Annotated in this window: 29 protein-coding genes; 21 read left to right on the top strand and 8 right to left on the bottom strand. The window is 70.8% G+C overall.

Annotated elements, in window-relative coordinates; genetic code table 11:
- Positions 1 to 120 precede the first annotated feature (120 nt).
- The 18 genes from K313_RS0112750 (at position 121) to K313_RS23585 (ending at position 16589) form a co-directional block, all read left to right on the top strand.
- Positions 121 to 1203, top strand: a complete 1083-nt coding sequence (locus K313_RS0112750) for an amidohydrolase family protein (protein ID WP_029211929.1) — start codon at positions 121 to 123, stop codon at positions 1201 to 1203.
- Between the two features lie 69 nt (positions 1204 to 1272).
- The gene (locus tag K313_RS0112745; RefSeq protein ID WP_029211928.1) at positions 1273 to 2460 is read left to right on the top strand and encodes an ROK family transcriptional regulator; all 1188 of its coding nucleotides are present in this window, start codon (positions 1273 to 1275) and stop codon (positions 2458 to 2460) included.
- A 126-nt stretch (positions 2461 to 2586) separates the two neighbouring features.
- Positions 2587 to 4146 (top strand): multiple monosaccharide ABC transporter ATP-binding protein, encoded by a 1560-nt coding sequence (mmsA, locus tag K313_RS0112740; RefSeq protein ID WP_029211927.1) that lies wholly within the window; start codon positions 2587 to 2589, stop codon positions 4144 to 4146.
- A 14-nt stretch (positions 4147 to 4160) separates the two neighbouring features.
- Positions 4161 to 5420, top strand: coding sequence for a multiple monosaccharide ABC transporter permease (gene mmsB / locus K313_RS0112735; protein ID WP_029211926.1), 1260 nt, complete (start codon positions 4161 to 4163; stop codon positions 5418 to 5420).
- Positions 5421 to 5462: 42 nt separating this feature from the next.
- Positions 5463 to 6566, top strand: a complete 1104-nt coding sequence (locus K313_RS0112730; protein ID WP_029211925.1) for a substrate-binding domain-containing protein — start codon at positions 5463 to 5465, stop codon at positions 6564 to 6566.
- 198 nt (positions 6567 to 6764) lie between these two features.
- Positions 6765 to 9329 (top strand): putative bifunctional diguanylate cyclase/phosphodiesterase, encoded by a 2565-nt coding sequence (locus K313_RS22485; RefSeq protein WP_029211924.1) that lies wholly within the window; start codon positions 6765 to 6767, stop codon positions 9327 to 9329.
- A 201-nt stretch (positions 9330 to 9530) separates the two neighbouring features.
- Positions 9531 to 10070, top strand: coding sequence for a 30S ribosomal protein S16 (gene rpsP, locus K313_RS0112720; protein ID WP_029211923.1), 540 nt, complete (start codon positions 9531 to 9533; stop codon positions 10068 to 10070).
- 2 nt (positions 10071 to 10072) lie between these two features.
- Positions 10073 to 10315, top strand: a complete 243-nt coding sequence (locus K313_RS0112715) for an RNA-binding protein (protein WP_019287908.1) — start codon at positions 10073 to 10075, stop codon at positions 10313 to 10315.
- Between the two features lie 112 nt (positions 10316 to 10427).
- Positions 10428 to 10985, top strand: a complete 558-nt coding sequence (rimM, locus tag K313_RS0112710; protein WP_029211922.1) for a ribosome maturation factor RimM — start codon at positions 10428 to 10430, stop codon at positions 10983 to 10985.
- A 2-nt stretch (positions 10986 to 10987) separates the two neighbouring features.
- Entirely contained in the window at positions 10988 to 12211 is a 1224-nt protein-coding gene (gene trmD / locus K313_RS0112705) for a tRNA (guanosine(37)-N1)-methyltransferase TrmD (RefSeq protein ID WP_029211921.1), read from the top strand.
- Between the two features lie 299 nt (positions 12212 to 12510).
- The gene (gene rplS, locus K313_RS0112700; protein ID WP_019287905.1) at positions 12511 to 12870 is read left to right on the top strand and encodes a 50S ribosomal protein L19; all 360 of its coding nucleotides are present in this window, start codon (positions 12511 to 12513) and stop codon (positions 12868 to 12870) included.
- Between the two features lie 84 nt (positions 12871 to 12954).
- Complete coding sequence (gene lepB / locus K313_RS0112695; RefSeq protein ID WP_084412820.1) at positions 12955 to 13620, top strand: signal peptidase I; 666 nt, start codon at positions 12955 to 12957, stop codon at positions 13618 to 13620.
- Complete coding sequence (gene lepB / locus K313_RS0112690; protein WP_029211919.1) at positions 13604 to 14422, top strand: signal peptidase I; 819 nt, start codon at positions 13604 to 13606, stop codon at positions 14420 to 14422. The genes lepB (K313_RS0112695) and lepB (K313_RS0112690) overlap by 17 nt, the downstream gene beginning before the upstream one ends.
- Positions 14419 to 15195 carry a ribonuclease HII gene (locus K313_RS0112685; protein WP_029211918.1) on the top strand — a complete coding sequence of 259 codons (777 nt, stop codon included), beginning with the start codon at positions 14419 to 14421 and terminating at the stop codon, positions 15193 to 15195. The genes lepB (K313_RS0112690) and K313_RS0112685 overlap by 4 nt, the downstream gene beginning before the upstream one ends.
- A complete protein-coding gene (locus tag K313_RS0112680) occupies positions 15192 to 15515 on the top strand; it encodes a DUF2469 domain-containing protein (protein WP_019287901.1) in 324 nt (107 codons plus the stop codon). The genes K313_RS0112685 and K313_RS0112680 overlap by 4 nt, the downstream gene beginning before the upstream one ends.
- A 160-nt stretch (positions 15516 to 15675) precedes the next feature.
- The gene (locus tag K313_RS0112675; RefSeq protein WP_019287900.1) at positions 15676 to 16059 is read left to right on the top strand and encodes a YraN family protein; all 384 of its coding nucleotides are present in this window, start codon (positions 15676 to 15678) and stop codon (positions 16057 to 16059) included.
- Positions 16056 to 16322, top strand: a complete 267-nt coding sequence (locus K313_RS0112670) for a magnesium chelatase domain-containing protein (protein ID WP_019287899.1) — start codon at positions 16056 to 16058, stop codon at positions 16320 to 16322. The genes K313_RS0112675 and K313_RS0112670 overlap by 4 nt, the downstream gene beginning before the upstream one ends.
- A gap of 45 nt (positions 16323 to 16367) precedes the next feature.
- A complete protein-coding gene (locus K313_RS23585) occupies positions 16368 to 16589 on the top strand; it encodes a hypothetical protein (RefSeq protein WP_156911386.1) in 222 nt (73 codons plus the stop codon).
- Positions 16590 to 17175: 586 nt separating this feature from the next.
- Here the strand turns inward: K313_RS23585 and K313_RS0112655 are convergent.
- Positions 17176 to 17505, bottom strand: coding sequence for a hypothetical protein (locus K313_RS0112655; protein WP_029211917.1), 330 nt, complete (start codon positions 17503 to 17505; stop codon positions 17176 to 17178).
- Between the two features lie 92 nt (positions 17506 to 17597).
- Here K313_RS0112655 and K313_RS0112650 point away from each other — a divergent pair, with 92 nt between their 5' ends.
- Positions 17598 to 18095 (top strand): hypothetical protein, encoded by a 498-nt coding sequence (locus tag K313_RS0112650; protein ID WP_019287896.1) that lies wholly within the window; start codon positions 17598 to 17600, stop codon positions 18093 to 18095.
- 283 nt (positions 18096 to 18378) lie between these two features.
- Here K313_RS0112650 and K313_RS23580 read toward each other — a convergent pair whose 3' ends face one another.
- From K313_RS23580 to K313_RS23575, 3 genes are all read right to left on the bottom strand, one after another.
- Entirely contained in the window at positions 18379 to 19149 is a 771-nt protein-coding gene (locus tag K313_RS23580) for a hypothetical protein (protein WP_029211916.1), read from the bottom strand.
- A 100-nt stretch (positions 19150 to 19249) separates the two neighbouring features.
- On the bottom strand, positions 19250 to 19735 hold the full coding sequence (locus K313_RS22480; protein WP_019287894.1) for a hypothetical protein: 486 nt from the start codon (positions 19733 to 19735) through the stop codon (positions 19250 to 19252).
- A gap of 30 nt (positions 19736 to 19765) precedes the next feature.
- A complete protein-coding gene (locus K313_RS23575; protein WP_019287893.1) occupies positions 19766 to 19942 on the bottom strand; it encodes a hypothetical protein in 177 nt (58 codons plus the stop codon).
- On the opposite strand from K313_RS23575, the gene K313_RS23960 reads away from it, so the two are divergent.
- Complete coding sequence (locus K313_RS23960) at positions 19941 to 20396, top strand: LbetaH domain-containing protein (RefSeq protein ID WP_019287892.1); 456 nt, start codon at positions 19941 to 19943, stop codon at positions 20394 to 20396. The two genes, K313_RS23575 and K313_RS23960, sit on opposite strands and share 2 nt — an antisense overlap.
- Here K313_RS23960 and K313_RS0112630 read toward each other — a convergent pair.
- The 3 genes from K313_RS0112630 to K313_RS23095 all read right to left on the bottom strand — a co-directional run bounded on the left by K313_RS0112630 (position 20368) and on the right by K313_RS23095 (position 22192).
- Positions 20368 to 20568, bottom strand: a complete 201-nt coding sequence (locus K313_RS0112630; RefSeq protein ID WP_156911384.1) for an antitoxin VbhA family protein — start codon at positions 20566 to 20568, stop codon at positions 20368 to 20370. The two genes, K313_RS23960 and K313_RS0112630, sit on opposite strands and share 29 nt — an antisense overlap.
- Positions 20569 to 20786: 218 nt before the next feature.
- A complete protein-coding gene (locus K313_RS0112625; RefSeq protein ID WP_034253121.1) occupies positions 20787 to 21371 on the bottom strand; it encodes a hypothetical protein in 585 nt (194 codons plus the stop codon).
- Positions 21368 to 22192 (bottom strand): hypothetical protein, encoded by an 825-nt coding sequence (locus K313_RS23095; protein WP_019287889.1) that lies wholly within the window; start codon positions 22190 to 22192, stop codon positions 21368 to 21370. The genes K313_RS0112625 and K313_RS23095 overlap by 4 nt, the downstream gene beginning before the upstream one ends.
- Before the next feature lie 525 nt (positions 22193 to 22717).
- Here K313_RS23095 and K313_RS24710 point away from each other — a divergent pair.
- On the top strand, positions 22718 to 26242 hold the full coding sequence (locus K313_RS24710; protein ID WP_169516842.1) for a DNRLRE domain-containing protein: 3525 nt from the start codon (positions 22718 to 22720) through the stop codon (positions 26240 to 26242).
- On the opposite strand, the gene K313_RS0112610 is transcribed toward K313_RS24710, so the two are convergent.
- On the bottom strand, positions 26230 to 26449 hold a 220-nt coding region (locus K313_RS0112610; RefSeq protein WP_029211911.1), incomplete at its 5' end, for an integrase core domain-containing protein. The two genes, K313_RS24710 and K313_RS0112610, sit on opposite strands and share 13 nt — an antisense overlap.

Here is a 26449-nt window from a genome sequence, read left to right as displayed (position 1 = left end):
GCGTGATCTGGCCGGCGACCGCGCGGCGACCAGCAGTAGTGGTGACTGCTGCATTCAGGCCTAGGTCGAGGTGCTTCCCTGGCGGTGCGACGACGCGTTCGCGCCGATAGGGTCACGACCATGAGCGCTGCACCGCTGCACCTCGCCGGCCCGGTCCTGGTCGGCCCCGACGACGTCCGTGACGAGCTGTGGGTGGTGGACGGCCGGGTGACCTTCACCGAGCCGTCCGGGGACTGCGAGACGATCCGCGGCTGGGTGCTCCCCGGCCTGGTCGACGCCCACTGCCACGTGGGGCTGGATGCGCACGGGCCCGTGGACGCCGAGACCGCCGAGGCCCAGATCAGGGGCGACCGCGCAGCCGGGACGTTGCTGATCCGGGACGCGGGCTCGCCGTCCGACACCCGCTGGATCGACGACCGCGAGGACCTGCCGGTCGTGATCCGCGCGGGGCGTCACATCGCCCGGACCCGGCGCTACATCCGGGACTACGCCGACGAGATCGAGCCGGACCAGCTCGTCGAGACGGTCCGTGCGCAGGCACGGCGCGGGGACGGCTGGGTCAAGCTGGTCGGCGACTGGATCGATCGCGCGACGGGCGACCTGGCGCCGTGCTGGCCGCAGGACGTGGCGCGCGAGGCGATCACCGTCGCGCACGAGGAGGGGGCCCGGGTCACCGCCCACTGCTTCGGCGAGGAGGTGCTGCCGCAGCTGGCGGCCGCCGGGATCGACTGCATCGAGCACGCGACCGGGCTGCGCGGCGAGGTGGTCGACACCTTCGCCCGGCAGGGCATCGCCATCGTCCCGACGCTGGTCAACATCGCGACCTTCCCCCAGATCGCCGAGCCGGCTCGGGCCAAGTTCCCGGACTACCACCGTCACATGCTCGACCTGCACCGCCGACGCCACGAGACCGTGCGCACGGCCTTCGAGGCCGGCGTCCCGATCTACTGTGGCACCGACGCCGGTGGGTCGCTGCCGCACGGTCTGGTGGGGTCCGAGGCCCGCGAGCTGCGGGCGGCCGGGCTGCCCGCCCCTGCGGTGCTCGACGCCGTCAGCTGGGCCGCGCGCCGCTGGCTGGGGCGGCCCGGGATCGAGGAGGGTGCCCAGGCAGACCTCTGCGTCTATGCCACCGATCCCCGCGAGGACCTCGACGTCCTGGCGTTCCCGACGGCCGTCGTCCTGCGCGGTGTCGTCCGCGGCTGAGGTCATAACCTTCGTCACAGGTTGCGTTCACTTCTTGACGGCAAAGGTCACCGGGTTCATGGTGTAGCCATGCCCCAGGACCGACGCACCCGATCCCGCACCGCCCCACGGGGATCCGGGTCGCCCAGCGCCCTGCGGCGGGCCAACACCGAGCGCGTCCTGCGGCACCTGCGCTCGAGCGGCGCGTCCACTCAGGCGGACCTGGCCCGGGCCACGGGGCTGTCCCCGGCCACGGTGTCCAACCTGGTGCGCTCCCTGGTGGACGACGGCCGGGTCGCGACGGGCACGACCACCGCGTCCGGACGCCGGGCCACCCAGGTGACGCTGGTGTCCCAGGCGGGGCGGCAGGTGGCCCTCGGCATCGACGTCGGCCGTCGCCACGTGCGCGTCGTCGTGGCGACGGAGTCCGGGGAGGTCGTCGGCGAGTCCGCGCACGAGCTCCCGGCAGGCCACCGGGCCTCCGAGTGCCTGCAGGTGGTGGCGGACCTGGTCTCCGAGGTGCGGGTGGCGGCGGATCACGCGGGGCACCGCCTCGTCGGGGCGGGCCTCGGCATACCCGGTCCGGTCGACGTCCGGACCGGCCTGGTGGGCCACGGGGCGATCCTCCCCGAGTGGGTCGGCCTGCCGGTTGCCGAGACCTTCGCCGAGCGGCTCGGCATGCCCGTCCACGTCGACAACGACGCGACGCTCGGCGCGCTCGCCGAGGCGCGCTGGGGCGCCTACAAGGGAGTGCAGGACCTCGTCTACGTCAAGGTGGCCTCGGGCGTGGGGTCGGGGCTGGTCCTCGGTGGCCGGGTGCATCGTGGCCACCTCGGCATGACCGGCGAGATCGGGCACCTGCCGGTCGCGGCGTACGGCCAGGTCTGCCGCTGCGGCAACCGCGGGTGCCTGGAGACCGTCGCGTCGGTGCCCTCGATGCTGGCGGCGCTGGGGGTGTCGGCGGGTCGTCTGCCCCGCACGTCCGAGCTCATCTCCCTCGTCCAGGCGGGGGACCCGGCCGCCTTGCGCGTCCTCGAGGACGCCGGTGCCGCCCTCGGGCAGGTGTGCGGGGGGCTGTGCAACGTGATCAACCCGGCCGTGATCGCCGTCGGGGGGCCGTTGACGGCCGTGGGGGAGGCCCTGCTCCCCTCGATCCGGCACGGGCTCTCGCGAGCCACCACCCCGGCCGTCTCCGAGGCCACGGTGCTGACCCTGACGACCCTGGGCGACCGGACCGAGGCCCTCGGCGCCGCGGCGCTCGCGCACTCGGCCGACTGAGTGAGGCCTTCGTCACGAACCCGCAACGCAGGGGCCGCTGCGGTTGACGCCGGGCACGCCAGCGAGTTCACTTTGTGAACGAGTGACGACGCGGTTGTCGTCAGGTCGCGAAGAAGGGACCCCCTGATGGCACGACCCGGTGCGCCCGTCATCCTCGAGATGGTCGACATCACCAAGGAATTCCCCGGCGTCAAGGCGCTGGACCACGTCAACCTCGCCGTCAGCACCGGCGAGGTGCACGCGATCTGCGGCGAGAACGGCGCGGGAAAGTCCACCCTGATGAAGGTGCTGTCGGGGATCTATCCCCACGGCACGTATGCCGGCCGCATCCTCTACGACGGTCGTGAGGTGGAGTTCAAGGACATCCGGGCCAGCGAGAGCGCCGGCATCGTGATCATCCACCAAGAGCTCGCCCTCATCCCCGAGCTGTCGATTGCGGAGAACATCTTCCTCGGCAACGAGGCGGCCAGGGGCGGCATCATCAGCTGGGTGGAGACCAACAGGCGGGCCCGCGAGCTGCTGTCGAGGGTGGGCCTGCGCGACGACCCGGAGACACCGGTCAAGAACATCGGTGTCGGTAAGCAGCAGCTCGTCGAGATCGCCAAGGCGCTCAACAAGAACGTCCGGCTGCTCATCCTCGACGAGCCCACCGCGGCCCTCAACGAGGAGGACTCGGCCCACCTGCTCGACCTGCTGCGCGGTCTGCGCGACCGGGGCATCACCTGCATCATGATCAGCCACAAGCTGGGCGAGATCGCCGCCATCGCGGACTCCATCACCATCATCCGTGACGGGCGGTCCATCGAGACCCTCGACGTCCACGGCGGCGGCGTGGACGAGGACCGCATCATCCGCGGCATGGTCGGTCGCCCCCTGGACTCCCGCTTCCCCGACTACACGCCGCAGATCGGCGAGACCCTGCTCGAGGTGCGCGACTGGACGGTCGAGCACCCGCAGATCCCCGGCCGGCTGGTGTGCAAGGGCTCGTCCTTCACGGTGCGGGCGGGCGAGATCGTGGGCTTCGCGGGACTGATGGGTGCCGGCCGGACCGAGCTCATGCGCTCGTTGTTCGGCCACTCCTACGGCCAGCTCCTCGGCGGCGAGGCCTTCCTGCGGGGCCGCCGGCTCAAGCTGACCAGCGTCTCCACCGCGATCAAGGAGGGCCTCGGCTACGTCACCGAGGACCGCAAGGTGCTGGGGCTGAACCTCCTGGACGACATCAAGACGACCACGGTCTCCGCCAAGCTCGGCAAGATCTCGCCGGGCGGTGTGGTCGACCGGCACAAGGAGTTCGACTTCGCCGAGCGCTACCGCACCTCGCTGCGCACCAAGGCCCCCTCCGTCAACGAGGGTGTCGGCAAGCTGTCCGGCGGCAACCAGCAGAAGGTCGTGCTGGCGAAGTGGTTGTTCACCGACCCCGAGGTCCTCATCCTGGACGAGCCCACCCGCGGCATCGACGTGGGGGCCAAGTTCGAGATCTACGGGATCATCCAGCAGCTCGCGCTGCAGGGGAAGGGCGTCATCGTCGTCTCCTCCGAGCTGCCGGAGCTCCTCGGCCTGTCCGACCGCATCTACACGATCTGCGAGGGGGCCATCACCGGCTGCCTCGACAAGTCCGAGGCCACGCAGGAGAACCTCATGCGCCTCATGACCCTCACGTCCTCCACCCACGCGCCCTCCGCCTGACCGAAAGACGCCCGATGAACAAGCTCAAGCAGGTCTTCGGCGGTGACATCCGCCAGTTCGGCATGATCATCGCCCTCGTGGCGTTGATCGCGCTCTTCCAGGTCCTGACCAACGGCCTGACCCTCGACCCCACCAATGTCATCAACATCCTCCAGGGCAACGCCTACGTCCTCGTGCTGGCCATCGGGATGGTCCTCGTCATCATCGCCGGGCACATCGACCTGTCGGTCGGGTCGGTGGCCGCGGCCGTGGGCATCATGGTCGCGATGGCGATGCGGGACTGGAACCTCGCCTGGCCCCTGGCCATCCTGCTGGGCCTCGCGCTCGGCGCGCTGATCGGGGCCTGGCAGGGATTCTGGGTCGCCTACGTCGGCATCCCGGCCTTCATCACGACGCTCGCGGGGATGCTCATCTTCCGCGGGGTCAACCAGTGGGTCGGCAAGTCGCTCACCGTGCCGGTGCCTGAGGGCTTCCAGACCATCGGGTCCGGCTACCTGCCCGAGGTCGGGCCCAACACCGGCTACAACAACCTCACCGTGCTGCTCGGCGTGCTGGCCTGCCTCGCGATCGTCGGGGGAGCGCTGCGCAACCGCGCCAACCAGCGCAAGATCGGCCTCCCGCTCGAGGACGGCGTCGCCCTCGGCATCCGCCTGCTGCTCATCTGCGGGGCGATCATCGCGGTGACCCTGCTGATGGCGTCCGGTCGCCCCGGGACCTCCTTCCCCGTCTCGGGCCTGATCCTGGCGTTCCTCGTCATGCTCTACGGCTTCATCTCCAGCCGCACCGTGGTCGGTCGCCACGTGTATGCCGTGGGTGGCAACAAGCACGCCGCCGAGCTGTCGGGCGTCAAGGCCAAGAAGGTCAACTTCCTGGTCATGATGAACATGTCCGTCCTCGCGGCCCTCGCGGGCATGATGTTCGTCGCCCGCTCCACCGCGTCCGGGCCGAGCGACGGCGTCGGCTGGGAGCTCGACGCCATCGCCGCCGTCTTCATCGGCGGGGCGGCCGTCTCCGGCGGCGTGGGCACCGTCGTCGGCTCGATCATCGGCGGCCTGGTCATGGCCGTGCTCAACAACGGGCTCTCGCTGCTCGGCGTGAGCGCCGACGTCACCCAGATCATCAAGGGCCTCGTGCTGCTCGCGGCCGTGGCCTTCGACGTCTTCAACAAGATGCAGGGGCGGCCGTCGATCATCGGCCACCTCACCAAGAACGCCGGGTCGCGCACGCCGACGAGCACCGCGCAAACCGGCGCCACGGCCCGGCCCAAGGCCTGAGCCCCACCCTCACCACACCAGTACGAACGACAAGGAAGTCACATGCGCAAGCTCACCACCACCGTCGTGGCCGTCTCCGCGGTCGCCCTCACCCTGTCCGCCTGCGGGCGCGCCGAGCAGACCTCCACCTCGACCCAGAGCAGCGGCGGGTCCGCCGCGGCCAAGGGCTTCGACCAGGGCGCCCTGATCGGGGTGGCGCTGCCCAAGAAGACCTCGGAGAACTGGGTTCTCGCGGAGAACATCTTCAAGAAGGACATGACGGACGCCGGCTTCAAGGTCGACGTGCAGTTCGCCAACAACGGCGTCGCGGAGCAGCAGAACCAGATCCAGACGATGGTCACCAAGGGTGCCAAGGTCCTGATCGTCGGTGCGCTGGACGGCTCCCAGCTCGGCACCCAGCTGCAGGCCGCCAAGCAGCAGGGCGTCACCGTCATCGCCTACGACCGCCTGCTCACCAACACCCAGGCCGTGGACTACTACGTCGCCTTCGACAACTTCAAGGTGGGTGTGCTGCAGGGCAACGCGCTTCTCGAGGGCCTCAAGGCCAAGAAGCCCAACGGCCCCTACAACGTCGAGCTCATCGCCGGCTCGCCCGACGACGCCAACTCCAAGGTGTTCTTCGACGGCGCGATGAGCGTCCTGCAGCCCAAGATCAAGGACGGGACCCTCAAGGTCGTCTCCGGGCAGACCTCCTTCCAGCAGGTCGTGACCCAGGACTGGAAGGCGGAGAACGTCCAGAAGCGCATGGACAACGTGCTCGCCGCCCACTACGCCTCCGTCCCGCTCGACGGCGTCCTGTCGCCCAACGACACCCTGGCCCGCGCCGCGATGACCTCGGTCAAGCAGGCCGGCAAGCCGACCCCGGTCGTGACCGGTCAGGACTCCGAGGTGGAGTCGGTCAAGTCGATCATGGCGGGGGAGCAGTACTCCACCATCAACAAGGACACCCGCAAGCTGGTCGCCGCGGCGATCGACATGACCAAGCAGCTCCAGAAGGGCGAGAAGGTCACGGTCAACGACGAGAAGTCCTACAACAACGGCGTCAAGGTCGTGCCGGCCAACCTGCTCGAGCCGGTCATCGTGACCAAGGCCAACGCCAAGGAGGCCTACGCCAACGACCCGACCCTGTCGGCTCTGGTCAAGTGACCCAGATCACGTGACTCAGAGCCCGTATGGCGGCGGACCGCCGTCATCCGGGCTGGGGGCTTTTGACTGGCATCAGCGGGGCGCCGCGCGACCGGACGGTCGGGCGGCGCCCCGCGCTGTCCCGCGGATCTCAACTTCCAGTAGCAATTTGTAGTGTTGTCGTGACTCTGCGTAGATGTTTTGGGCAAGATAAGGGGCGTGAGCCTTCGAGGACCCAGCGTCGGCCGTGTCCGCGACGACACGGCGCTGCTGCGCGTGGGCCTGGCCGCCAGCGAGGCCGCCCTGCGCATCAAGCGCGCCGCCCGTGCCTCCCAGCGCCTGGCGCGCCTCGCCGAGACCGACCCTGACATCACCCTCGACACCACCGTGCAGTGCGCGGCGGACCTGGCCAGCGAGCTGGGCTACCTCGGCGAGAACGACCCGGGGGCCGCGCTGCAGGTGGCCGGCGGTGCGCTGCAGGTGATCACCGACCTGCCGCCGGGCCCGTGGAGCCTCGTCGTGGAGATCCAGGGCGAGCTGACCCGCGGCGAGGCGCTACTCGCGCTCGGCGACCTCGACGGTGCGGCCGCGTGCGCTGCCTCGGCTCGACGCTCGGCGACGCTGCCGCTGCCCGAGGACGACCTCGGCCTACGCGTCCGCGCCGGGCTGCTGGCCCTCGAGGGGCAGGTGGCCGCTGCGGCCGGCGACCTCGCGCTGGCTGTCACCCACTTCCGAGCGTCGCTGGAGGCGGACGCGGATGGTGCGCTCGGGCTGCAGCCCCTCGTCCTCGCACGGCTCGCTCAGGTCATGCAGGCGCTCGGGGACACCGACCTGGGCCTCACGTATGTCGACCGGGCCCTCGCCAGCACGGCCGTCCCGCAGTCCGACGCCGCCATGGCCCGCCTGCACGGCATCCGGGCCGAGCTGCTGCTCGACGCCGGCGACCTCGACGGCGCCCTGGCTGAGAGCGAGCGGGGGGCCGAGCTCGTCGTCCATGCGGGGCTGAACCCCGCGGACCACGTCCGCCGCGTCGCCGCCGTCCGCGCCAGGCTCGGCGACCCCGACGCGCCCGACGCCCTGCGACGGCTCGCCGACGACGAGACACGGACGACCGGAGCGCCGAGCTTCGCGACGCTGCTCGCGCTCGCCACGGCCCACCTGCGCTCGGGGGACGCCGAGTCGGCGGTCCGGGCCCTCGCGCCCTACCACCACGCCAGCACCCTTCCCCGGTCGCAGCGCGACGCGGTCTATGACGTGCTGACCGAGGCCGCCGAGCGCACGGGCGACGAGGCCGGCGCCCTGGCTCTGCTGAAGGAGCAGCGCGAGGCGGCGCGTGGCGACGCGCGGGCCGGATCCTCGTCACGGGTGCGCGACCTCGCCGAGCGGCTGCGCATGGACCTCCTGCAGGCCGACCTCAAGGAGTCCCGCCGGCGCGAGCAGCAGCTCACGCTGCTCGTGCGGCAGCGCACGGCCGAGCTCACCTGGCGGGCGGCGCACGACGAGCTGACCGGGCTCTACAGCCGGGACGCGGTGCTGAGCAGGCTGCGCGAGCCGGCCGGTCCCAGGACCTGGCGGACCGTGCTCTACCTCGACCTGGACCGGTTCAAGGTGGTCAACGACGCCCACGGCCACGAGGTGGGCGACGCCCTGCTCTCGGTCGTCGGGCGCCGGCTCGAGACGGCCGTCCTCGGTCTGGCCGGACGCACGTGCGTCGCCCGTCTGGGGGCGGACGAGTTCTGCGTGCTCATCGACACGGAGGGGCCCCTCGACGGGGTCGCCACCGCCCAGCAGCTCGTCGACGAGCTCTGCACCCCCGTCGACCTGCCGAGCCTCGGCCCGGTGCGACCGCAGGTGAGCATCGGCGTGGCCCAGGCCGCCCCGGGGGTGGAGCGACCCGTCGGGGACACCGACCTCGACCTCCTCCGCGACGCGGACGTGGCCCTCAACCGCTCCAAGTCGCAGGGCGGGGGCGGCATCTACGTCTTCGGCCATGCCGACCGGGAGCAGGCGGTGCGCCGCTTCGAGGTGGAGCACCGCGTGCGCCGGGCGATCGAGGAGGGGCGCATCCTTGCGGCATACGACCCGATCGTCGACCTGCGCACCGGCGAGGTCGTCGGGGTGGAGGCGCTGTGCCGCATGGAGGAGAACGGACGACTCGTCCGCGCCGCCGAGTTCATCGAGATCGCCGAGGAGTCCGGGCTCATCGACGCGCTGGGTCGCGTCGTGCTCGCCGAGTCGATCCGTGACCTGGCCGCGTCCGGGACCCCGAGCTTCGTCGCCATCAACCTCGGGCCCCGAGAGCTGCGGCGTCCCGGGCTGCTGGAGGACCTGCGTCGACGCACGGAGGCGGCGGGCCTCGGCCTGGAGCGGCTGGTGGTCGAGGTCACCGAGCGGTCCTTCGTCGACGTCGCCTCCCAGGAGGCGCAGGTGCTGCGCGAACTGTCCGAGGCCGGGGTGCGCCTCGCCATCGACGACTTCAGCACCGGGCACAGCTCGATGGTCCACCTGTCCTGGATGCCGGTGCAGCTCCTCAAGATCGACCGTTCCTTGGTCGTGCGTGCGGCCCGCAGCGCCTCCGACCGCACGCTCGTGGACGCGGTCATCTCGATGGCCCAGACCCTCGGTCTGACGGTCCTCGCGGAGGGCATCGAGACCGCGGAGGCGGCGCGGGTGCTGCGCGACCTCGGCTGCGACCTGGCCCAGGGCCACCTGTTCGACGAGTACGCCCGCATCGACGAGATCCCGCGGACCTTCGACCTCGACCGGCTCCTCGCCGAGGACTGAGGCTGCTGGGTCCGCACCGGCACGGTCCGGACACGCCGGATGTCGTCAGCACCCCCGCCCATCTGGCATCATGGACTCTCGTATGCGCCGTGAGCGGACCCTCTCACCGGTCTCGACGCGTCCATCGAGTCCGCCCGCGCCTGTCCCCACGGTGTCGTGACGCGGGCTCACCCACACCACATCCAAGGAGACACCACACTCGTGGCCGTCAAGATTCGTCTGAAGCGCATGGGCAAGATCCGTGCACCGTACTACCGCGTCGTCGTGATGGACTCGCGCACCAAGCGCGATGGTCGTGCGATCGAGGAGATCGGCATCTACCACCCGACGGAGCAGCCGTCGCGCATCGAGATCACCTCCGAGCGCGCGCAGTACTGGCTGGGCGTCGGCGCTCAGCCGACCGAGCAGGTCATGGCTCTGCTCAAGATCACTGGTGACTGGCAGAAGCACAAGGGCCTCCCGGGCGCCGAGGGCACCCTGCAGGTCAAGGAGCCCAAGCGCTCCAAGCAGGACCTCTACAACGAGGCCCTCCAGAAGGCCGAGCTCGAGCCCAAGGAGACGCCGAAGAAGAAGTCCGCCCCCAAGGACGAGGCTCCGGCCGAGCCCGCCCCCGAGGCCCCCGCCACGACCGACCCGGCCGAGGCTGCCGAGTCCGCCGGCTCCGCCGAGGCCGAGGAGGTCCCCGCGACCGAGTCCGTCGAGGCCGCCGCTCCGGAGTCCGACGAGAAGGCCGAGGCCTGATCGTGCTCGAGGAGGCGCTCGAGCACCTCGTCAAGGGGATCGTGGACCACGACGAGGACGTGGTGGTGCGCCACAAGGAGCTCCGCCGCGGTGAGGTGCTCGAGGTCCGTGTCCACCCGGACGACCTCGGTCGCGTCATCGGCCGCTCGGGCCGCACGGCCAGCGCCCTGCGCACCGTCATGGGTGCCCTGGCCGGTGGCAAGCAGGTGCGCGTCGACATCGTCGACACGGACCGGGTGCGCTGAGCGCCCCACGGCATCACGCTCGAACCACGAGAGGCGTGCACGGGACCATCCCGTCGCACGCCTCTCGTCGTCTCTCGGGGCAGACCCGCACGACCAAACGAGGAGATTCAGCATGGACGTCGTCGTCGCCAGGATCGGCAAGGCGCACGCGCTGCGCGGTGAGGTCACGGTGGAGCTGCGCACCGACGAGCCGCAGGCGCGGCTCGCCCCTGGTACGCGTCTGACCACCGAGGCGCGCCGCGGGTCCGGCGTGCCCCGCGAGCTGACCGTGCGGACCGCACGCGTCCACAACGGGACCTGGCTGCTGGCCTTCGAGGAGATCCCGGACCGCACGGGTGCGGAGTCCCTGCGCAACACCCTCCTGACCCTCGACGTGGCCGACGGGACCGATGGCACCGGCGGGGCCGCCGGGACCTCCGAGCGCGACGACGAGGGCTGGTACGAGTCCGACCTGGTCGGGCTCCGGGCCGAGGACCCCGCCGGGGAGGTCGTCGGCGAGGTCGTGGCCCTGCACACCCGCCCTGTCCAGGACCTGCTCGAGGTGCGGCTCACGGACGGCCCGACCGGGCTCGTCCCCTTCGTCGAGGCGCTGGTGCCCACGGTGGACGTGGCGGCGGGCCGGGTCGTCGTCGACGCGCCCGACGGGCTGTTCGACCTCGACGGGGAGTGACCGTGCGCATCGACGTCGTCTCGATCTTTCCCGAGTACCTCTCGCCGCTGGACCTCTCCCTCATCGGCAAGGCCCGCCGCGAGGGGTTGCTGGACCTGCACGTCCACGACCTGCGCTCGTGGACGACCGATCGGCACCGCACCGTCGACGACACCCCCTACGGCGGGGGCGCCGGCATGGTGATGAAGCCCGAGCCGTGGGCCCAGGCGATCGACCACCTGCGCTCGGTCGGTGACGAGTCGTATGCCGGCGCCCGCCCCCTGCTCGTGGTGCCGGGTCCCGGCGGTCGGCGCTTCGACCAGGCGATGGCCCACGAGCTGGCGGGCGAGCCGTGGCTGGCCTTCGCCTGCGGACGCTACGAGGGGATCGACGAGCGCGTCTACGAGCACGCGCAGGAGGCGCTCGACGGCCGGGTCCGCGTCGTGTCCCTCGGCGACTACGTGCTCAACGGTGGCGAGGTCGCCGTCCTCACCATCACCGAGGCGGTGGCCCGGCTGCTGCCCGGGGTCGTGGGCAACGCCGCGTCGCTCGTCGAGGAGTCCCACGAGGACGGCCTGCTCGAGTACCCCGTCTACACCAAGCCGGCGTCCTGGCGCGGCCGCGAGGTGCCGCCGGTGCTCCTCTCGGGCGACCACGGCGCGATCGCGACCTGGCGGCAGCGGCAGCGCCTCGAGCGGACCGCCGCGCGGCGCCCCGACCTGCTGCCCGCGTCGGCCACCCTCGCGGGCGGCGAGGAGCTGGCGATCCGCCTGGCGACGCCCGCCGACGTCCCCGAGCTGTGGACCCTCACCCGGGCCTGCTGGGTGGACGAGGGCCGGGTCAACGAGGCGCCCGACATCCCCCCGCTCGTGGAGACGCTGGCGCAGGCCCGGAGCGGGATCGACGGGTGGCGCACCTGGGTGGTCCGCGACGGCGCTCGCGGCGCGAATCGCGGTGACGGCCGGCTGGTGGCGTCGGTGCGCGGCAGGCTCGTCGACGGCAACACCTGGGAGGTCGGTCGGCTCATGGTCGCCCCGGACCTCGTGGGGCAGGGGATGGGCCGGCAGCTGCTCGCCCACGTCGAGCGCCAGGCGCCGCCCGAGGCCACCCGGGCGTGGCTGCTCACGGGGGCGCGCAGCGAGCGCAACCAGCGCCTCTACCGCAAGGCGGGGTACCGCCCGGTGCGCGAGGCCCGGCAGGGGGTCCCAGGCACCGTGGAGCTCGAGAAGCGCCTGCGGCGCTCCTGACCGCATCGTGCTCCTGGGTCCGCCGCGCTCCACCCGCGCTCGCGCGCACCGGGCCGGCGCCGCCTCGGGGACGCCTCGGGACGCCGTCGACCGCCCGAGTTGGGGTCAGGGACCCTGGTCTGGCAGAATCGTGCCTTGCGTCTCGCGGCGATCAACCATGCCCCTGCCACAGGGGGAGGACCTGTCTGATGACAGGGACGCGGCAGCCGGGGACGTCATACGACACCTGCCTGCACCCGACCCAGGGCGCAGCCGACGGTGGGACGACCTGTGGCGGCCCCACGAGAAAGCGACATCGCATGAAGAAGCTGGCTGAGTTCGACGCCGCGAGCCTGCGCGACGACGTCCCCGCGTTCCGCGCCGGAGACACCCTCAAGGTCCACGTCAAGGTCATCGAGGGCACCCGCTCCCGTGTCCAGGTCTTCCAGGGCGTCGTGATCCGTCGCTCCGGCGGCGGCATCGGCGAGACCTTCACCGTCCGCAAGATCTCCTTCGGCGTCGGCGTGGAGCGCACCTTCCCGCTGCACACCCCGGTCATCGACCGGATCGAGGTCATGACCCGCGGCGACGTGCGTCGCGCCAAGCTGTACTACCTGCGCGACCTGCGCGGCAAGGCCGCCAAGATCAAGGAGAAGCGCGACACCACGGGCAAGCGCTGACCCTTGTCGCCGCAGGCCGGGCGAGAGCGCACAGCCGCGGCCACTAGGCTGCCGCGGGTGCACCCCCGGACGACGATGCCGACCATGACCGACACCTCGGTCGCGGTCGGCATCTCTCGTCGGGCCCGGCGCCTCCTCGTCGCCGTGCTGCTCGCCTGGGTGGCGCTCGTCGCCGCCCGGACCTGGGTCGTCGACTGGTTCGTCGTGCCGAGCGACTCGATGGAGCCGCTGCTGCGCCCCGGCGAGCGGATCCTCGTGGACAAGCGAGCAGGTGCGGTGGACCGCGGGGACGTGATCGTCTTCGACGGCACCCGCACCTTCGGCACCGTGGACGACCGACCGCTCGCGATCCAGGTGCTCGGCCGCGCGCTCGGCGCCTCGCCCGGCCACCACGTGGTCAAGCGGGTGGTGGGCGTGGGCGGCGACCACGTGCGCTGCTGCGACGACCAGGGGCGGGTCACCGTCGACGGCCGCCCCGTGGAGGAGCCCTACCTGCACCCCGGCGACACACCCAGCGAGGTGAGCTTCGACGTGGTGGTGCCGCCAGGCAGACTGTGGGTGCTGGGTGACCACCGCAGCCGTTCGGCCGACTCACGGTCGAGGCTGGGCTCACCCGGCGGCGGGCTCGTTCCCGAGCGTGACGTCACCGGTCGGGTGACCCGCGTGCTGTGGCCGCCCGGCCAGTGGCGAGCCGTGGCCGCCCGACCCGACCTGATGACCCTGGAGGAACCCGATGACCGACGCGCGTGACGTGCACGAGGACCCGACGCCGGGAGGCGACGCGGGGGAGCCACGCGACGGCGCCGAGGGGCGCGAGTCGGGCGAGCCCGGCGAGTCCCGCGGCGCAGGTGCGACGAGGAGCCCCAGCGCCGGCTCCCACCTCATGCACGCGGTGCGCGAGTTCGTGATCGTGGTCGGTCTGGCCCTCATCCTGTCCCTGGCCGTCAAGACCTGGCTGATGCAGGCGTTCTTCATCCCGTCCGGCTCGATGGAGGACACCCTGGTCGAAGGCGACCGGGTGGTCGTGTCCAAGCTGACGCCCAGGCCGTTCGAGCTGGAGCGGGGCGACATCGTCGTGTTCGAGGACACCGGCCGCTGGCTGGTGCAGGCACCGACGGCCCAGCGGTCCGGCGTCGCCAACGTGCTGCACGAGACCTTCGTCTTCGTGGGGCTGCTCCCCAACGACTCCGACAGCCACCTGATCAAGCGCGTGATCGGCCTGCCAGGGGACAAGGTGAGGTGCTGCACCGAGGACGGCAAGCTCACGGTCAACGGCGCCGCGATCTCCGAGAGCTATCTCAAGCCCGGCGACGCCCCCAGCGTCGATCCCTTCGACATCACCGTCCCGGAGGGCCGGCTCTGGGTGATGGGCGACCACCGCAGCGACTCGGGCGACTCCCGCTACCACGACCCCAGCCGGGACGGCAGCACCGGATCCGTGCCGATCGACGACGTCGTCGGGCGGGCCGTCGCCGTGGTGTGGCCGTTCTCCGAGATGACCTGGCTCGGCCAGCCGACGAGCGTGTACTCGGCCGTGCCCGACTCGCCGTGACACCCCCCGCCACGGCGACCTCGCGGCGGCCCAGCCTGCGCGTCGAGCGGGCCCTGCAGCGGGGCCTGCCCGAGGGGCGGCAGGTCATCGCGGCCATGGACGAGGTGGGCCGGGGTGCCCTGGCCGGACCCGTGTCCGTGGGGGTCGTGCTGATCGACCTGTCCGTCGGCTCGGCGCCGACGGGGGTGCGGGACTCCAAGCTGCTGACGCCCGCGGCCCGCGAGAGGCTGGTGCCCCGGCTGAGGCGGTGGGCGCCGGCATACGGCGTGGGGCACGCCACCCCGCAGGAGATCGACGAGGTCGGGATCATGGGGGCGCTGCGCCTCGCAGGACGGCGCGCGATGGAGGCGGCCTGCGCCGATGGGCTCGTGCCCTCCTTGGTGCTGCTCGACGGCAACCACGACTGGTTCACCGAGCCGGACCGCGTGGGTCTGCTCGGCGCGCTCGACGATGACCTGATCCCCGTCCACACGATGATCAAGGCCGACCTGCGCTGCTCCTCGGTGGCGGCGGCGAGCGTGCTCGCCAAGGTCGAGCGCGACGGCCTCATGGTCCGGCTGGCCGAGCAGGACGACGTCGACGACGCCTACGGCTTCGCGGTCAACAAGGGGTATGCCGCCCCGGGGCACCTCGACGCGCTGTCCCGCCTGGGGCCCTGCGTCCACCACCGCCGGTCGTGGCGGCTGCCCCTGCAGCGGGTGTTGGGTGATGATGGGACGACCGCGGACGCCGTCGGCGTCGCAGCAGCTGAGCAGGGAGTGCAGGAGCGATGAGCGCAGAGGACCTCGAGCGGTACGAGACCGAGATGGAGCTCGCGCTCTACCGGGAGTACCGCGACGTCGTGGGGCTGTTCTCCCACGTCGTGGAGACCGAGCGACGGTTCTACCTGTGCAACTCCGTCGACGTGCGGGTGCGCAGCGACGGCGGCGAGGTGTACTTCGACGTGACGATGTCCGACGCCTGGGTGTGGGACGTCTACCGGCCAGCCCGGTTCGTCAAGAACGTCCGCGTCGTGACCTTCAAGGACGTCAACGTCGAGGAGCTTGCCAAGTCCGACCTCGACCTCGCCAAGGATCCCGGCTTCCCGTCCTGACGGTCCCGGACCTCGCGTTCGTCGGGGTCTGTCCACAGGTCGCCGCGTTCCCGTCGCCCTCGTCCACAGGGCGTTCGTCGGCCAGGTCTCGGCCTGCTCGACGGGAGCAGTCTGGGTCCCGTGCGGTCACGGTGGTCGCACGGGAGCGTGAGGTGTGGCCATGGCATGTGGATCCGGCCCGGCACGGCATCGGGCCGTCGGGGACTACGGCGAGCGGGTGGCGGCGCGCCACCTCGAGGCCCTCGGGATGACGGTGGTCGACCGCAACTGGCGGTGCGACCAGGGGGAGATCGACGTCGTGGCCCCGACCTCACCCCCCACCCTCGTGGTGTGCGAGGTCAAGACCCGCACGAGCGTGTCCTACGGCAGCCCGGTCGAGCAGGTGACGCAGCGCAAGGCGATGCGGCTGCGGCGCCTCGCCGTGCGGTGGCTGCAGGAGCACCCGGAGGTCACGTCCCCGCACGTCCGCGTCGACGTCGTGGGGGTCCTCGTGCCCCGCGCCGGCGCGCCGGAGGTCGAGCACCTCGAGGGGGTGCTGTCGTGAGCACCGGGCTGACCCGCGGCGTGACCCTGTCGGGGCTCGAGGGGGCCGTCGTCGATGTCGAGGCGGATGTCAGTCTCGGGCTGCCGGCCTTCACCGTGACGGGGCTCGCGGACACGACCGTCGGCGAGGCGCGCGACCGGATCCGGGCGGCGGCGAGCAACGCGGGCGTGCCCCTGCCGTCGCGTCGTCTCACGGTGAACCTGTCGCCGGCGTGGATGCCCAAGTCCGGCAACGCCTTCGACCTGCCCATGGTCACTCAATAACGTTCTTTTCGCGGCCCATCTGGGCCTGCCTGTCATGCTTGCGGCATGAGTGAGCACAGCGGACCTTCCCGGAATCCATCCGGAGAGCCCGAGCCGTACTGGCCCGAGCCGTTCCAGGTGGGCGGCAGTCCCGAGGTTGCCCGCGCGTTCGCCCTGGCGGAGTTGATGGCGGACCTAGAACGACACAACATGCAGGCCGAGCGGGAGCAGCGCGAGGTCGACGCGGCGGAGGTGGATGCGGTCCCCCGGGTGCCCGACACGGATTAGGCGTGCTGGGTACCGGGTCCCGCGCTAAGGGCGTGGGGGACCGTGTCCAGAGGGCGCTATGGCCCTTCCTCGGCTCGGTGCTAGAGGGCGTCCGCCACGGCGTCCCGGGCCATCGCCTGCCAGTCCTCGCGCCCCAGGACAAGGGCCACGGCGTCGGCTAGCGGCATGTGTGGGGCCTGGCGCTGGGCCTTGCGGGCGCGGTCGCAGGTGAGGCATTCGCGGCGTCCACGGCGTAGGGCTGACGGGCGCAGGTTGCGGCCCCCAGGGCGTGCCCACGGGGGCAGGTGTGTCGGAGTACCTGGCGGGCGAGAAAGTCGCTGGGGGGCCGTGTCTGGGAGGCCCTATTGGGGCGCCCCAGGTGCCGCGCGATTCGTCCAGCACGAGGCCCAGCTCGCTGGGGTGCAGGTGCGCCGCGCCGGGGCCTACGCCGTCGATGTGGCGATCGAATAGGGCGACGGTGGCGAAGATATGGGAGCACTTGGCGCACTGCGCCTCGTGGGGTCCGAGGGGTTGGGCCATGGCACTGCCTTTCGTTCGGGATCGCTCGTCCGTGTGGGCCGGACGTCCCGAGCGGGAAGACGTGCGGCTAGGGCTTGCCCCAGCGCAGGCGCCCCTTGGCGTCTGGTCGGCAGAACATCGCCGTTCCGGCCTTGGTGAATTTGATTTTCTCGCCGGGCAGGACGGTGCCTTCGCCTGGTCGTTGCACCACCACGACGACTTCAAGGCCGACCAAGGCACCGACCTCACGATCGATCTTGGCCAGATCACCGCCGGTGAGGTCGGTGGGTGCGTTGATGTCGACGGCGATCTCCGCCGGACCGGGCAGGTCTTTGCCAGCGCCGGCCCATCCGATCACGCGCGCGGTGGTCATGCCGTAGCCGGCGAGGAGGTCCTTGATCTCCTCGCGGCGCAGCATGTCCAGTCCAGGGGAGTGGGGCCGTCAGTCATGGCTCCATCCTCTCGTCTTTGAGGGTTGGCACGTAGGCTCAAGAAGCAGAAGGAGGTCTCGTGACGGACGAACTCACGGCTGAGCTGCAGCAGATGAAGGCCCGCGAGTTGGCCGAGTACGGGCGGATCTTCCTGTTCGCTGGCGGGCATCCCGAGGCACTGCGGGATGTCGCGGATCCGTCGATCGCGCTAAGCACCCAGCGCAGCCCTGGCCAGGTCTGGGCGCTGCCGGCAGGATGGGTGCGGATCGTGAACGAGCTACACCATGATCTGCTCGAGCTACTGGGCGAGTACGTCGTGACGCGGGCGGATCAGAAGGCTGGCCGGCTCTGCTACGACATCGCACCCCCGTCGTTCAGCGATGCTGTCCAGCATCGCATCGCTGGAGCAGAGGACGAATCACGCCACACCTGCGAACTCTGTGGTGTGAATACCAGCAAGACGTCGATCTACGCGGCCAGGTGCACGCGCCACGCAACCGGCGCAGGGCATCGCATAATTGGTGCAATCGCACGGCCGCCGGGCGAGTCTGAGCGGCTGAAAGCTGCCGATCCATGACGAGAAGCTCGACGCTTGAATGAAGTAGGCGGACATTCAGAGCCACGCTACCGATGAAGGTCTCGTGTACTGAGAGCATGGCTAGCCATGTGAGGCAGACACCGCGGTGTCAGAATTGCAGTGCTGATCGCAGTCGGCCCCTCGGGCTCGGCTGGCAACGGAGGAGAGAGTCTTGCCCGAGAGCCGACATCGTTACCTGTACGAGCGTCTGGGCGATCACGACTTCCAGCAGCTCGTCGGCGCTCTACTCGTCAACCAGTTCTCCGACTACATCCCGATGGCACTACGCCAAGCGGACGGTGGCCGAGACGGTCTGCGCGCGGTCGATCCCTCGAAGGTGATGGTCTACCAGGTCAAGTGGTCGGTCAACGGGTGTGAGAAGAATCCGGTCAGCTGGCTGGAGCAAGTTGTCAAGAAGGAGGCTGACAATCTGCGACGGCTCGCGGAGGAGGGTGTTCGGCACTACGCGCTCGTCACGAACGTGCCGAGCACGGCCAAGGATGAGACCGGCACCTTCGACAAGCTGGATCAGAAGCTTCGCGGCTATGCGAAGGAGTTCGGGTACGAGCAGATGACCTGCTTCTGGCGCGAAGCGCTGAATCCTTGGGTCGACAACGCCCCGGCCGAGACCAGATGGGCCTATGCGGACATGCTGGCGGGGTGGGATCTGATCCGCTACATCGTCGCCGAACAGATTGGAACAAACGAGGACAAGGTGCATCGCGCTTTGATCCGCAAGGTCGTTGCCGCCCAGTGGGAAGATGATCAACGGGTCAAATTCAGCCAGTCCGAGGTGGACCGGGAGAGGGTTGTCGACCTCTTCGTCGATGTCACCGCCCAGGAGCGACACCACGCTCTCGCCCGCCAGGGCGTCGTCGTCGAGGACCTCCGGGCTGGCCGGGTCGGCGCCGGCGACCTGCAGGTCGTCCAGCACCCGCGACAACTGCAGGTTCTCGTCCAGGCCGTCCATGCCCTGCGTTCGCGCCAGGAGCACGTCGACGGCCGCGGCCACGAGCGCAAACGCCTGGTCCATCCGGGCTTGTGTGTCAGTCATGGCCCGACCTTAACCAGCCCGCACGGCCCCGTCACCGCGGCCGTCGGCGCCCTGTGGACGACGGGGGCCGCGCAGGCGGCGCGCCGGCCGTGTTGTGGGCTCACGCGCGGGGCCCGCGGTGGCGCGGGCCATCGACGCGGGGGCCGTATGCGCTGTCTTCGCCGGTCAGGTGGATGGGCCGCTGGGCGGGTCCGCGGTCGCCCGGGTTGGGGGTCGCCGCGGTGGCGCGTGGCCGGTCGGTGGGGCGGGTGATGACCTGGAACATGGCCTCGTAGCCGGCCATGCTGCCGGTGATGACGGCCTGTCGCGAGATCCGGTCGTTCATGGCGCCCTTGACCACGGTCCAGTCGACGCGAAAACCGTTGTGCGCGGCGAGCATCGACACCACCTCACGGTTAGTTCTGCCGTTCCCTTCGCGGGCGAAATGGATCTGGTTGTTGACCCCGTACACCCGGGCGAGGGCGGCGGGGAACCGGTCGGGGGCGACGGCGCGCAGGTTGTCGGTGTCGCGCAGGTGGACCGCGAGCTGCGCGGCCGCGGCGGGCAGGACGGCGTCGCCGATGAACCGCCCGCCGCCCTTCTCCATGCTGACGGTGCGCAGCTCACCGGCCCGCTCTTAGACGTCCTGGAACAGGTGCCGGTGCACCTGCCGGGCGCCGGCCAGGTCGTAGGAGTCCAGGCCCTGCTCGCGCAGGGTCAGGGCGCGGGCCTCGACGAGCTCGTCCTCGCGGGTGCGCAGCTGCTCGGGGGAGCGGGCGCCGACCAGGTTGCGCAGGGTGACCCCGTCGTCCATGACGTACGCGGCCCACCGCTGGGCCTGGTCGCCGATCGTCCACGGGGCGCGCCGGGAGGGGCCCGGTCGGGTCGTGGACCGTGAACCCGGTCAGCGGGCCGCTGCTGTAGGTGAGGCGGCCGGGCTCGTCGCCGGCCGGGGTGTAGGCGACCCCGAACACGTGGACGTCGGCGACGACCAGGCCCGCGCCGGGGACCAGGGAAGCACGGGCCTGGTCCAGGGACAAGAACGCCTCGGTGCCGGGGACCAGGGCGACGGTGCGAGTGTCGGCAGCGGCGGGGACGTACAGGCGCACGTACCGCATCGGGTCCTCGGTCAGCGGGGCGAGCTGGTCGGCGACCTCGTCGTCGACAACACCGGGCGGCAACCGACCGACCGCGTGCGCGGCCACCAGGTCGTTCAGGTCCCAGGACTCGCCCTCGCCGTCACCGGCCATCGCGGTGGCGTGCCTTGATCAGCGCGATCAGCTCGTCACCGGTGATCTCCCCACGCACGTACCGGTCCTGCTCGGCGCGCGCGACGTCGCTGGTGCGGCCGCCCTCCATCTCGGTCGAGTGCCGGATACGACGCGCGTCGGCGACCCGGGCGACGTACTCCTGCTCGGTGATCGGCTTGTCCAAGGTCATGCTCGTCATGCTGTCACCCCCTCTCGGGTGTCGTCTCCTGCTGTAGGTGGGGCTCACGGGCGTGGTTCAACTGACGGATAGGATCTTCGCTGCTGGACTTCCTGACCGGGTCGCGGCCTATAGTGGTTGTAGCGCCCCTCCCTTGCGAGGGTTTGGGGAAGTGAGCCTCGGGATTTCCTGCCGGACGACAGGGCCCGGGGCTCGCGTCATGTTCGGAGTTAGATGGTGATGAGGCGGATGCGCTCGTGGAGGGCGTCGAGGTACTCACCGGTGGTGGTGCGGGCGTTGGTGACGGCTCCACAGACCGCGTCGGGGATCCACAGCAGGGGTTCGTCGCGTCCGCGCACATGGTGGATCCGGACGGCCGGGCCAAGGCGACCGCGACCGCGCAACGCCTGGACGAGGTCAAGGTCGCGCTTGTCGTCAGCGGAGCCGCGAGACTCGAAGGTCACCTGGGTGACGCCGAGCAGTTCCAGCTCGGGCAGGAGTCGTTCGATCGTCTTGTTGCGTCGTCGTTTGAGGTTGTCACTGGCGCAGCCTTCGCGGACGACGACGAGGTAGGTGTGCTCGAGAGCAGCGATGGTGGTGGCGATGACGCCCCGACGTCGCTCGTCCTCGTCGCGCCAGTGGAGCTTGTTCTGGCCGGGCAGCCTCAGGGAGCGCATGCTGTGGCGGGTGTCGTCCTCGAGGTGGGCGGGGCCGATCGCGGCGGCGAGGATGTAGGCGCCGGGGTCGAGGTCGTGGACCGAGGCGGACTCGTCTACCCAGGCGCGCAGGGCTATCGGCGTCGTCGCTGGGCTCATGGGCGGGTCCTGGTGCGGGCGGCGATATCGCGGGTGAGGGTGTCGGGGTCGAACGGGGCTTGGAGGGTGTAGAGGTTCTGGGTGCTCAGGCCGGTGGGGGACAGGGGCGAGGTCCGGGTGCGTCGCTCGACGTGCAGGAGACCGTTGTCGCGCAGCTCGCGTAAACCTCGTTCGGCAGTGTCGGCGGACCAGCCGTACCAGGCGGGCATGCGCTCGGTGGGCAGGGGGAAGCCGGGTTTCTCGTGCAGGGCGACCAGGAGCATGGCTACTGCCGGCAAGGACAGGTGGGTGTCCCATTCTTCGGTCCAGAAGCGGTGGTTGAGGCGGATGAACCGACTGGTGGCCGCGGCGCCGATGGGGCGGGTGTAGGGCTCCGCGCTGCCGTCTGGGGACAGCAGGGTGATCACGACGGCGCGGGGGCCGCCGTGGCGGCGTTCGATGAGGTGCCGGGCCTGCAGGCGGGTCAGGATCTTGGTGGCGGCAGACTTCGCCGAGGCGTCGGTCGCGGTCGCGGTGGTGGCGAACGCCCGTGCCCACACCGGCAGAGGCAGGCTGGCGCTCCAGCCGTCCTCGTGGTCGCCGCTGCTGATGATGGTGTGCAGCATCAGCAGCGCGAGGAGCCCGCGATGGTCGCGGTGGGTAACAAACTGCGCCAGGGGGGCCCGTCGGCTACTGGCCGTACGGTCGGGGTTCTGGATGAATGTCTTGCCCAGCGGGGTGAACGTCCGGCCAGACCGTTCGATGAGGAAGTTACGGGTGTCGGCAACGGTCGCCGGGGCGACCGGGCTGCTGTCGCTCGAGGCGGTTCGCTGCTTGTCCATGTGGTGAAGGTATGACGCCCTGACACTACGATCCAAACTACCCAGCCTCCTTGGGAGGCTGCCTCAGCGGGTGTATGAAATAACCTTTAATCACGTTGCTAAGGCGGTGTGAGATCTTCTGCGATGCCTTAGGGGCTGCCGGCGGTGTGGCTGGCTACTCGGTCCGGTCGGTGGGGTAGTGGCGTGCGGCCCGGAGTGTTCTCCACAGCGATTGACCCGTGCTCAGGGACAGGGGATCTGGGGTGGCGCGGACTCCATGGTTCTCGAGACGAGCCCGCCGCGCCCCGGAGCCTGCAGTGACACCGTCACACGCACGAATATGCGTACCCCGCTGTGGCGTGTCAGGGTGCGGTCAGGTTTACTTGTCCTGGGTCACTGTGTGGTGGTTCCCCGTTGCTCTGGGTGAAGGGCTTCGCCTCGTGGAGGGTTCCCATGTCGTTGTGGGGTCTGGCTTCTCGTCGGGTGTTCGTGGCGGCCGTGGTTGCGGTGGGCGCGTTGGTCGCAGCGGATGGGACTGCGGCTGCGGTGCCTGAGGCTCCACCAGCACGTGTCCCGCAGGCCAAGCCGGCGGCGCCGCGGGTGGACTCGGCGCGGGACGTGGTGTCGGCGCGGGTGGCTGCGCGGGCGCAGGGCGCCCCGGTGGAGGCTCTCTCGGAGCGGTCCGAGTTCGCGCGGACGTGGGTGAACCCGGATGGGACGTTCACCACGCGCGCGTCGGTGGGGCAGACCAGCGTGAAGGACGCCACGGGCGCGTGGGCGGACGTGGACCTGACGATGGCGGCGGCGCTGGACGGTTCTGTGGCTCCGAAGCGCCCGGTGGTGGGGGTGCGGGTTGGCGCGGCGGGCACGAGTGTGGACCACGGCGCGGGACGCCAGGTGACGCTGGGGTGGACGGGACGGATGGGCAAGCCGGTCCTGTCGGGGGCGTCGGCGACGTGGCCGGACGTGGCGACCGGGGTGGACTACCGCGTGGACGCGCTGCGGAGCGGGTTCGAGTCGTTCTACGTGGTCAAGGACAAGTCCGCGGTGAACCCGGCTACGGGGTTGTCGTGGACGGTGCCGTTGAAGACCAGGGGCTTGATCGCGAAGCCGACCCCGGTTGGGGGAGTGGACTTCGTCGACGCGCACGGCAAGACGGTCTCGCGGCTGGCTCCGGCGTCTGCGTGGGACGCGAAGGTCGATCCCCGCTCGGGCGACCCCGCGAACCGGGTGCCGGTGAAGATGACTGTCGCCCAGGCCAACCCGGGCCAGGCGACGTTGACGGTGAGCGTGGACAAGGCGTGGGCGTCCGACCCGGCGCGGGTGTTCCCGATCGTGGTGGACCCGACGTACGCGTCGTTGACGGTCAAGCCGAGCTTCGACACGTTCGTGCAGTCGAACTTCACCACCGACGAGTCCGGGTCGACCGAGCTGAAGGCCGGCACCTATGACGGGTCGACGGTGGCGCGGTCCTTCCTGAACGTCCCGCTGGGCAGCTTCCACGGTCTGCAGGTGAAGTCCGCGTCGCTGCGGCTGCGGGAGGCGTGGTCGAGCTCGTGCACCGCGACCGGGATGAACATGTTCGCCGCGAACCCGGCGTCGACGGCGACCCGATGGACCGCGCAGCCGTACATCAACCCGACCGTGTACGGGTCGGTGTCGGCGGCGAAGGGGTACTCGAGCGCGTGCCCGGCCGGTGACGTGAGTGTCCCGTTGACGAGCCTGTTCCAGGCGTGGTCGACCGCGTCGTCCTCGACGGGCGCGGCGGCGTTGAAGGCCGCGAGCGAGACGGACATCCGGTCGTGGAAGAAGTTCGCGTCCTCAGAGACGGCGACGCCGCCGGTGTTCACGATCACCTACAACCGCAAGCCGAACGCTGCCGCGGCCCCAGCGATGACGTTCCCCGCGGTGACGTACAAGGCCCCGACCTGGACGTCGTCGTTGATCTACACCCCGGACCTGACGCCGGAGTTCCAGATGGCGGCGACCGACCCTGACGGCAACGACGTCACCCTCAAGGTCGAGATCCACACCACGAACACCGCCGCCACCAACGCGACCCCGCTGACGTCGTGCCAGGTCAAGGCCGCCTCAGGGCAGGCCGGCAAGTGCTCGGTGCCCGGCACCCTGTCCGACAACGCGGTCTACTACGCCCGCGTCGCGGTGCAGGACGACCAGGGCCTGTGGAACGGGACCTGGTCGCCGTGGACGACGTTCCGCACCGCCGCCGGCATCCCCGCCAAGCCGGTCGTGTCCTGTCCGGCCCCGTACCAGACCAGCGGGTCGTGGACCGACACCGCGCCCACCGCGCCGGTGACGTGCACGATCACCGCGGCCGGTGCCACGACCAGCACCCCGGCGTACATCCACTACCGGCTCGACGGCGCCGCGGAGAAGACCGTCGCGATCACCCCCTCCAGCGACCCGAGAACCGCCAAGACCACCGTCACCATCCCCACCACCACGGGCGGGCACTCGATCGAGGCGTGGAACGCCTCGATCACCGGGAAGCTGTCCGCCCACGTCACCCACACCCTCGGGTGGGGCAACGCGGCCATGACCACCCCCACCCCGGCCCCCGCCGCCACCGTGGACGGTCAGCAGGTCGCCGCCGGCGTGCGGGTCGCGGCCACCACCACCGGCGCGATCCGGGTCGCCGCAGCCGGGCCCCCGAAGGGCTCCGCGACGACCGTCACCGGCAAGGTCCAGTGGCGCGTGTCCGGGTACGGCACCACCGAGACCGGCAAGTGGAACGACGCGACCGGCCTGACCGGCGTGTCCCTGACCGGGACCGGGTCCTCGACGACGTCGCTGGTGTATTCGGCGGCGTGGGACTCCATGACCGCTGACGTCGACAACGCCCAGACCCCCGCGGTCACCCTCAACGACCGCGTCCCGGTCCTGATCGACGTGCAGGTCTGCTTCACCTACTCCACCGGCACCCAGTGCACCTGGTCGGCGTCCCCGGTCACCATCTCCCGGGTCCCGCACGCCTTCGGCAACGGCTTCCCCACGTCCGACGCCGGCCCCGGGCAGGTCGCCCTGTTCACCGGCGAGTACAACCAGTCGGCCACTGACGTGTCCGTGCCCGGGTACACCGGTGACCTGACCCTGTCCCGGTCCCACTCCACGTACGGCAACAACACCACCGCCCAGGCCACCCCCGCCGCCAGCGTGTTCGGGCCGGGCTGGACCGCGAACCTGGACGGCTCGGACGCCGGCCTGGCCGGGCTGACCCCGATCGACGCCACCCACATCGACGGGTCCATGGTGTTCGCCGCCGAGGACGGCACCACCCTCATCTACCGCCCGGTCGACGGGCTGCGCCGCACCGGCGCGACCATGAACCCCAAGGCGTGGGTGCCCGCGGACGACGACACAGCCCTGGACGGCACCACCCTGGCCTGGAACGAGCAGACCAAGACGTTCACCCTCACCGAGGCCGACGGCACCACCACCACGTTCACCGCCACCAAGGCCCCCACCACCGGCGCCGCCGGCCAGTTCGCACCCGCCACCGTCACCGAGCCCGGGTCCGGCACCACCACCTACACCCGCAACACGACCGGACTCGTGACCCGGATCCTGGCGCCCGTCCCCGCCGGGATGACCGCCGCGGACTGCCCCGACAACGGCAGCACCACCGGCCTCAAGCCCGGCTGCCGCGCCCTGCGCGTCGCCTACGGCACCAACGGGGCACCGGCCGGGCAGGTCGGGTCCGTCGCGATGGAGATCTACACCCCCGACGCGCTGACCGTGAAGGCCTGCGACGGCACCAGCAGCACCGCCGCGGCCGGGTCGATGGCCACCGTCCCGGTCGCCTGCTACAGCTACGACGCCAGCAAGCGCCTCACCAAGGTCACCGACCCCCGCTCCGGGCTCGGGACCAGCTACACGTACGGCGCCCAGAACGAGATCACCACCATCACCCCCGCCGGGCAGGCCCCCTACCAGCTCGCGTACGCCACCAGCGACTCCCGGTTGAAGCTCGCCAGCGTGTCCCGCCCCAACCCGGGCGGTCAGGGCGCCACTGAATCGGCCCCGGTTCTCCGCCGCTCCTATAGTGGCTGAGCCTGGAGGGCCAGGTCAGCGTAGTGGGCGTGTTCGGCCTGCACGGGTGTGATGTTACCGATGGCTGAGTGCAGGCGGCGGTTGTTGTACCACTCGACCCAGGCTGCGGTGGCGAACTCCACATCGGCGATGGTCCTGTAGGGGCCATTTTGAAAGATGTTCGTGCGGATGCACTCGGTCTTGTACAGTCCGTTTCCGCTCTCCATG

Source organism: Arsenicicoccus bolidensis DSM 15745, assembly GCF_000426385.1.
Taxonomy (GTDB): domain Bacteria; phylum Actinomycetota; class Actinomycetes; order Actinomycetales; family Dermatophilaceae; genus Arsenicicoccus; species Arsenicicoccus bolidensis.
This window is presented reverse-complemented; position numbering and strand designations above follow the sequence as displayed.

What these genes read in the sequence shown, in the direction of transcription:
- K313_RS0112625 (WP_034253121.1), bottom strand. Translation starts at nt 21,371, where the DNA reads ATGAGCCCAGCGACGACGCCGATAGCCCTGCGCGCCTGGGTAGACGAG.
- K313_RS0112745 (WP_029211928.1), top strand. Translation starts at nt 1,273, where the DNA reads ATGCCCCAGGACCGACGCACCCGATCCCGCACCGCCCCACGGGGATCC.
- K313_RS23960 (WP_019287892.1), top strand. Translation starts at nt 19,941, where the DNA reads ATGACGTACGCGGCCCACCGCTGGGCCTGGTCGCCGATCGTCCACGGG.
- rimM (WP_029211922.1), top strand. Translation starts at nt 10,428, where the DNA reads ATGGACGTCGTCGTCGCCAGGATCGGCAAGGCGCACGCGCTGCGCGGT.
- K313_RS23095 (WP_019287889.1), bottom strand. Translation starts at nt 22,192, where the DNA reads ATGGACAAGCAGCGAACCGCCTCGAGCGACAGCAGCCCGGTCGCCCCG.
- K313_RS23585 (WP_156911386.1), top strand. Translation starts at nt 16,368, where the DNA reads ATGAGTGAGCACAGCGGACCTTCCCGGAATCCATCCGGAGAGCCCGAG.
- mmsB (WP_029211926.1), top strand. Translation starts at nt 4,161, where the DNA reads ATGAACAAGCTCAAGCAGGTCTTCGGCGGTGACATCCGCCAGTTCGGC.
- K313_RS23580 (WP_029211916.1), bottom strand. Translation starts at nt 19,149, where the DNA reads ATGACTGACACACAAGCCCGGATGGACCAGGCGTTTGCGCTCGTGGCC.
- K313_RS23575 (WP_019287893.1), bottom strand. Translation starts at nt 19,942, where the DNA reads ATGGACGACGGGGTCACCCTGCGCAACCTGGTCGGCGCCCGCTCCCCC.
- K313_RS0112655 (WP_029211917.1), bottom strand. Translation starts at nt 17,505, where the DNA reads ATGCTGCGCCGCGAGGAGATCAAGGACCTCCTCGCCGGCTACGGCATG.
- mmsA (WP_029211927.1), top strand. Translation starts at nt 2,587, where the DNA reads ATGGCACGACCCGGTGCGCCCGTCATCCTCGAGATGGTCGACATCACC.
- K313_RS0112680 (WP_019287901.1), top strand. Translation starts at nt 15,192, where the DNA reads ATGAGCGCAGAGGACCTCGAGCGGTACGAGACCGAGATGGAGCTCGCG.
- K313_RS0112730 (WP_029211925.1), top strand. Translation starts at nt 5,463, where the DNA reads ATGCGCAAGCTCACCACCACCGTCGTGGCCGTCTCCGCGGTCGCCCTC.
- K313_RS0112630 (WP_156911384.1), bottom strand. Translation starts at nt 20,568, where the DNA reads ATGACCTTGGACAAGCCGATCACCGAGCAGGAGTACGTCGCCCGGGTC.
- K313_RS22480 (WP_019287894.1), bottom strand. Translation starts at nt 19,735, where the DNA reads ATGGAGAAGGGCGGCGGGCGGTTCATCGGCGACGCCGTCCTGCCCGCC.
- K313_RS0112675 (WP_019287900.1), top strand. Translation starts at nt 15,676, where the DNA reads ATGGCATGTGGATCCGGCCCGGCACGGCATCGGGCCGTCGGGGACTAC.
- K313_RS0112750 (WP_029211929.1), top strand. Translation starts at nt 121, where the DNA reads ATGAGCGCTGCACCGCTGCACCTCGCCGGCCCGGTCCTGGTCGGCCCC.
- lepB (WP_084412820.1), top strand. Translation starts at nt 12,955, where the DNA reads ATGACCGACACCTCGGTCGCGGTCGGCATCTCTCGTCGGGCCCGGCGC.
- rplS (WP_019287905.1), top strand. Translation starts at nt 12,511, where the DNA reads ATGAAGAAGCTGGCTGAGTTCGACGCCGCGAGCCTGCGCGACGACGTC.
- lepB (WP_029211919.1), top strand. Translation starts at nt 13,604, where the DNA reads ATGACCGACGCGCGTGACGTGCACGAGGACCCGACGCCGGGAGGCGAC.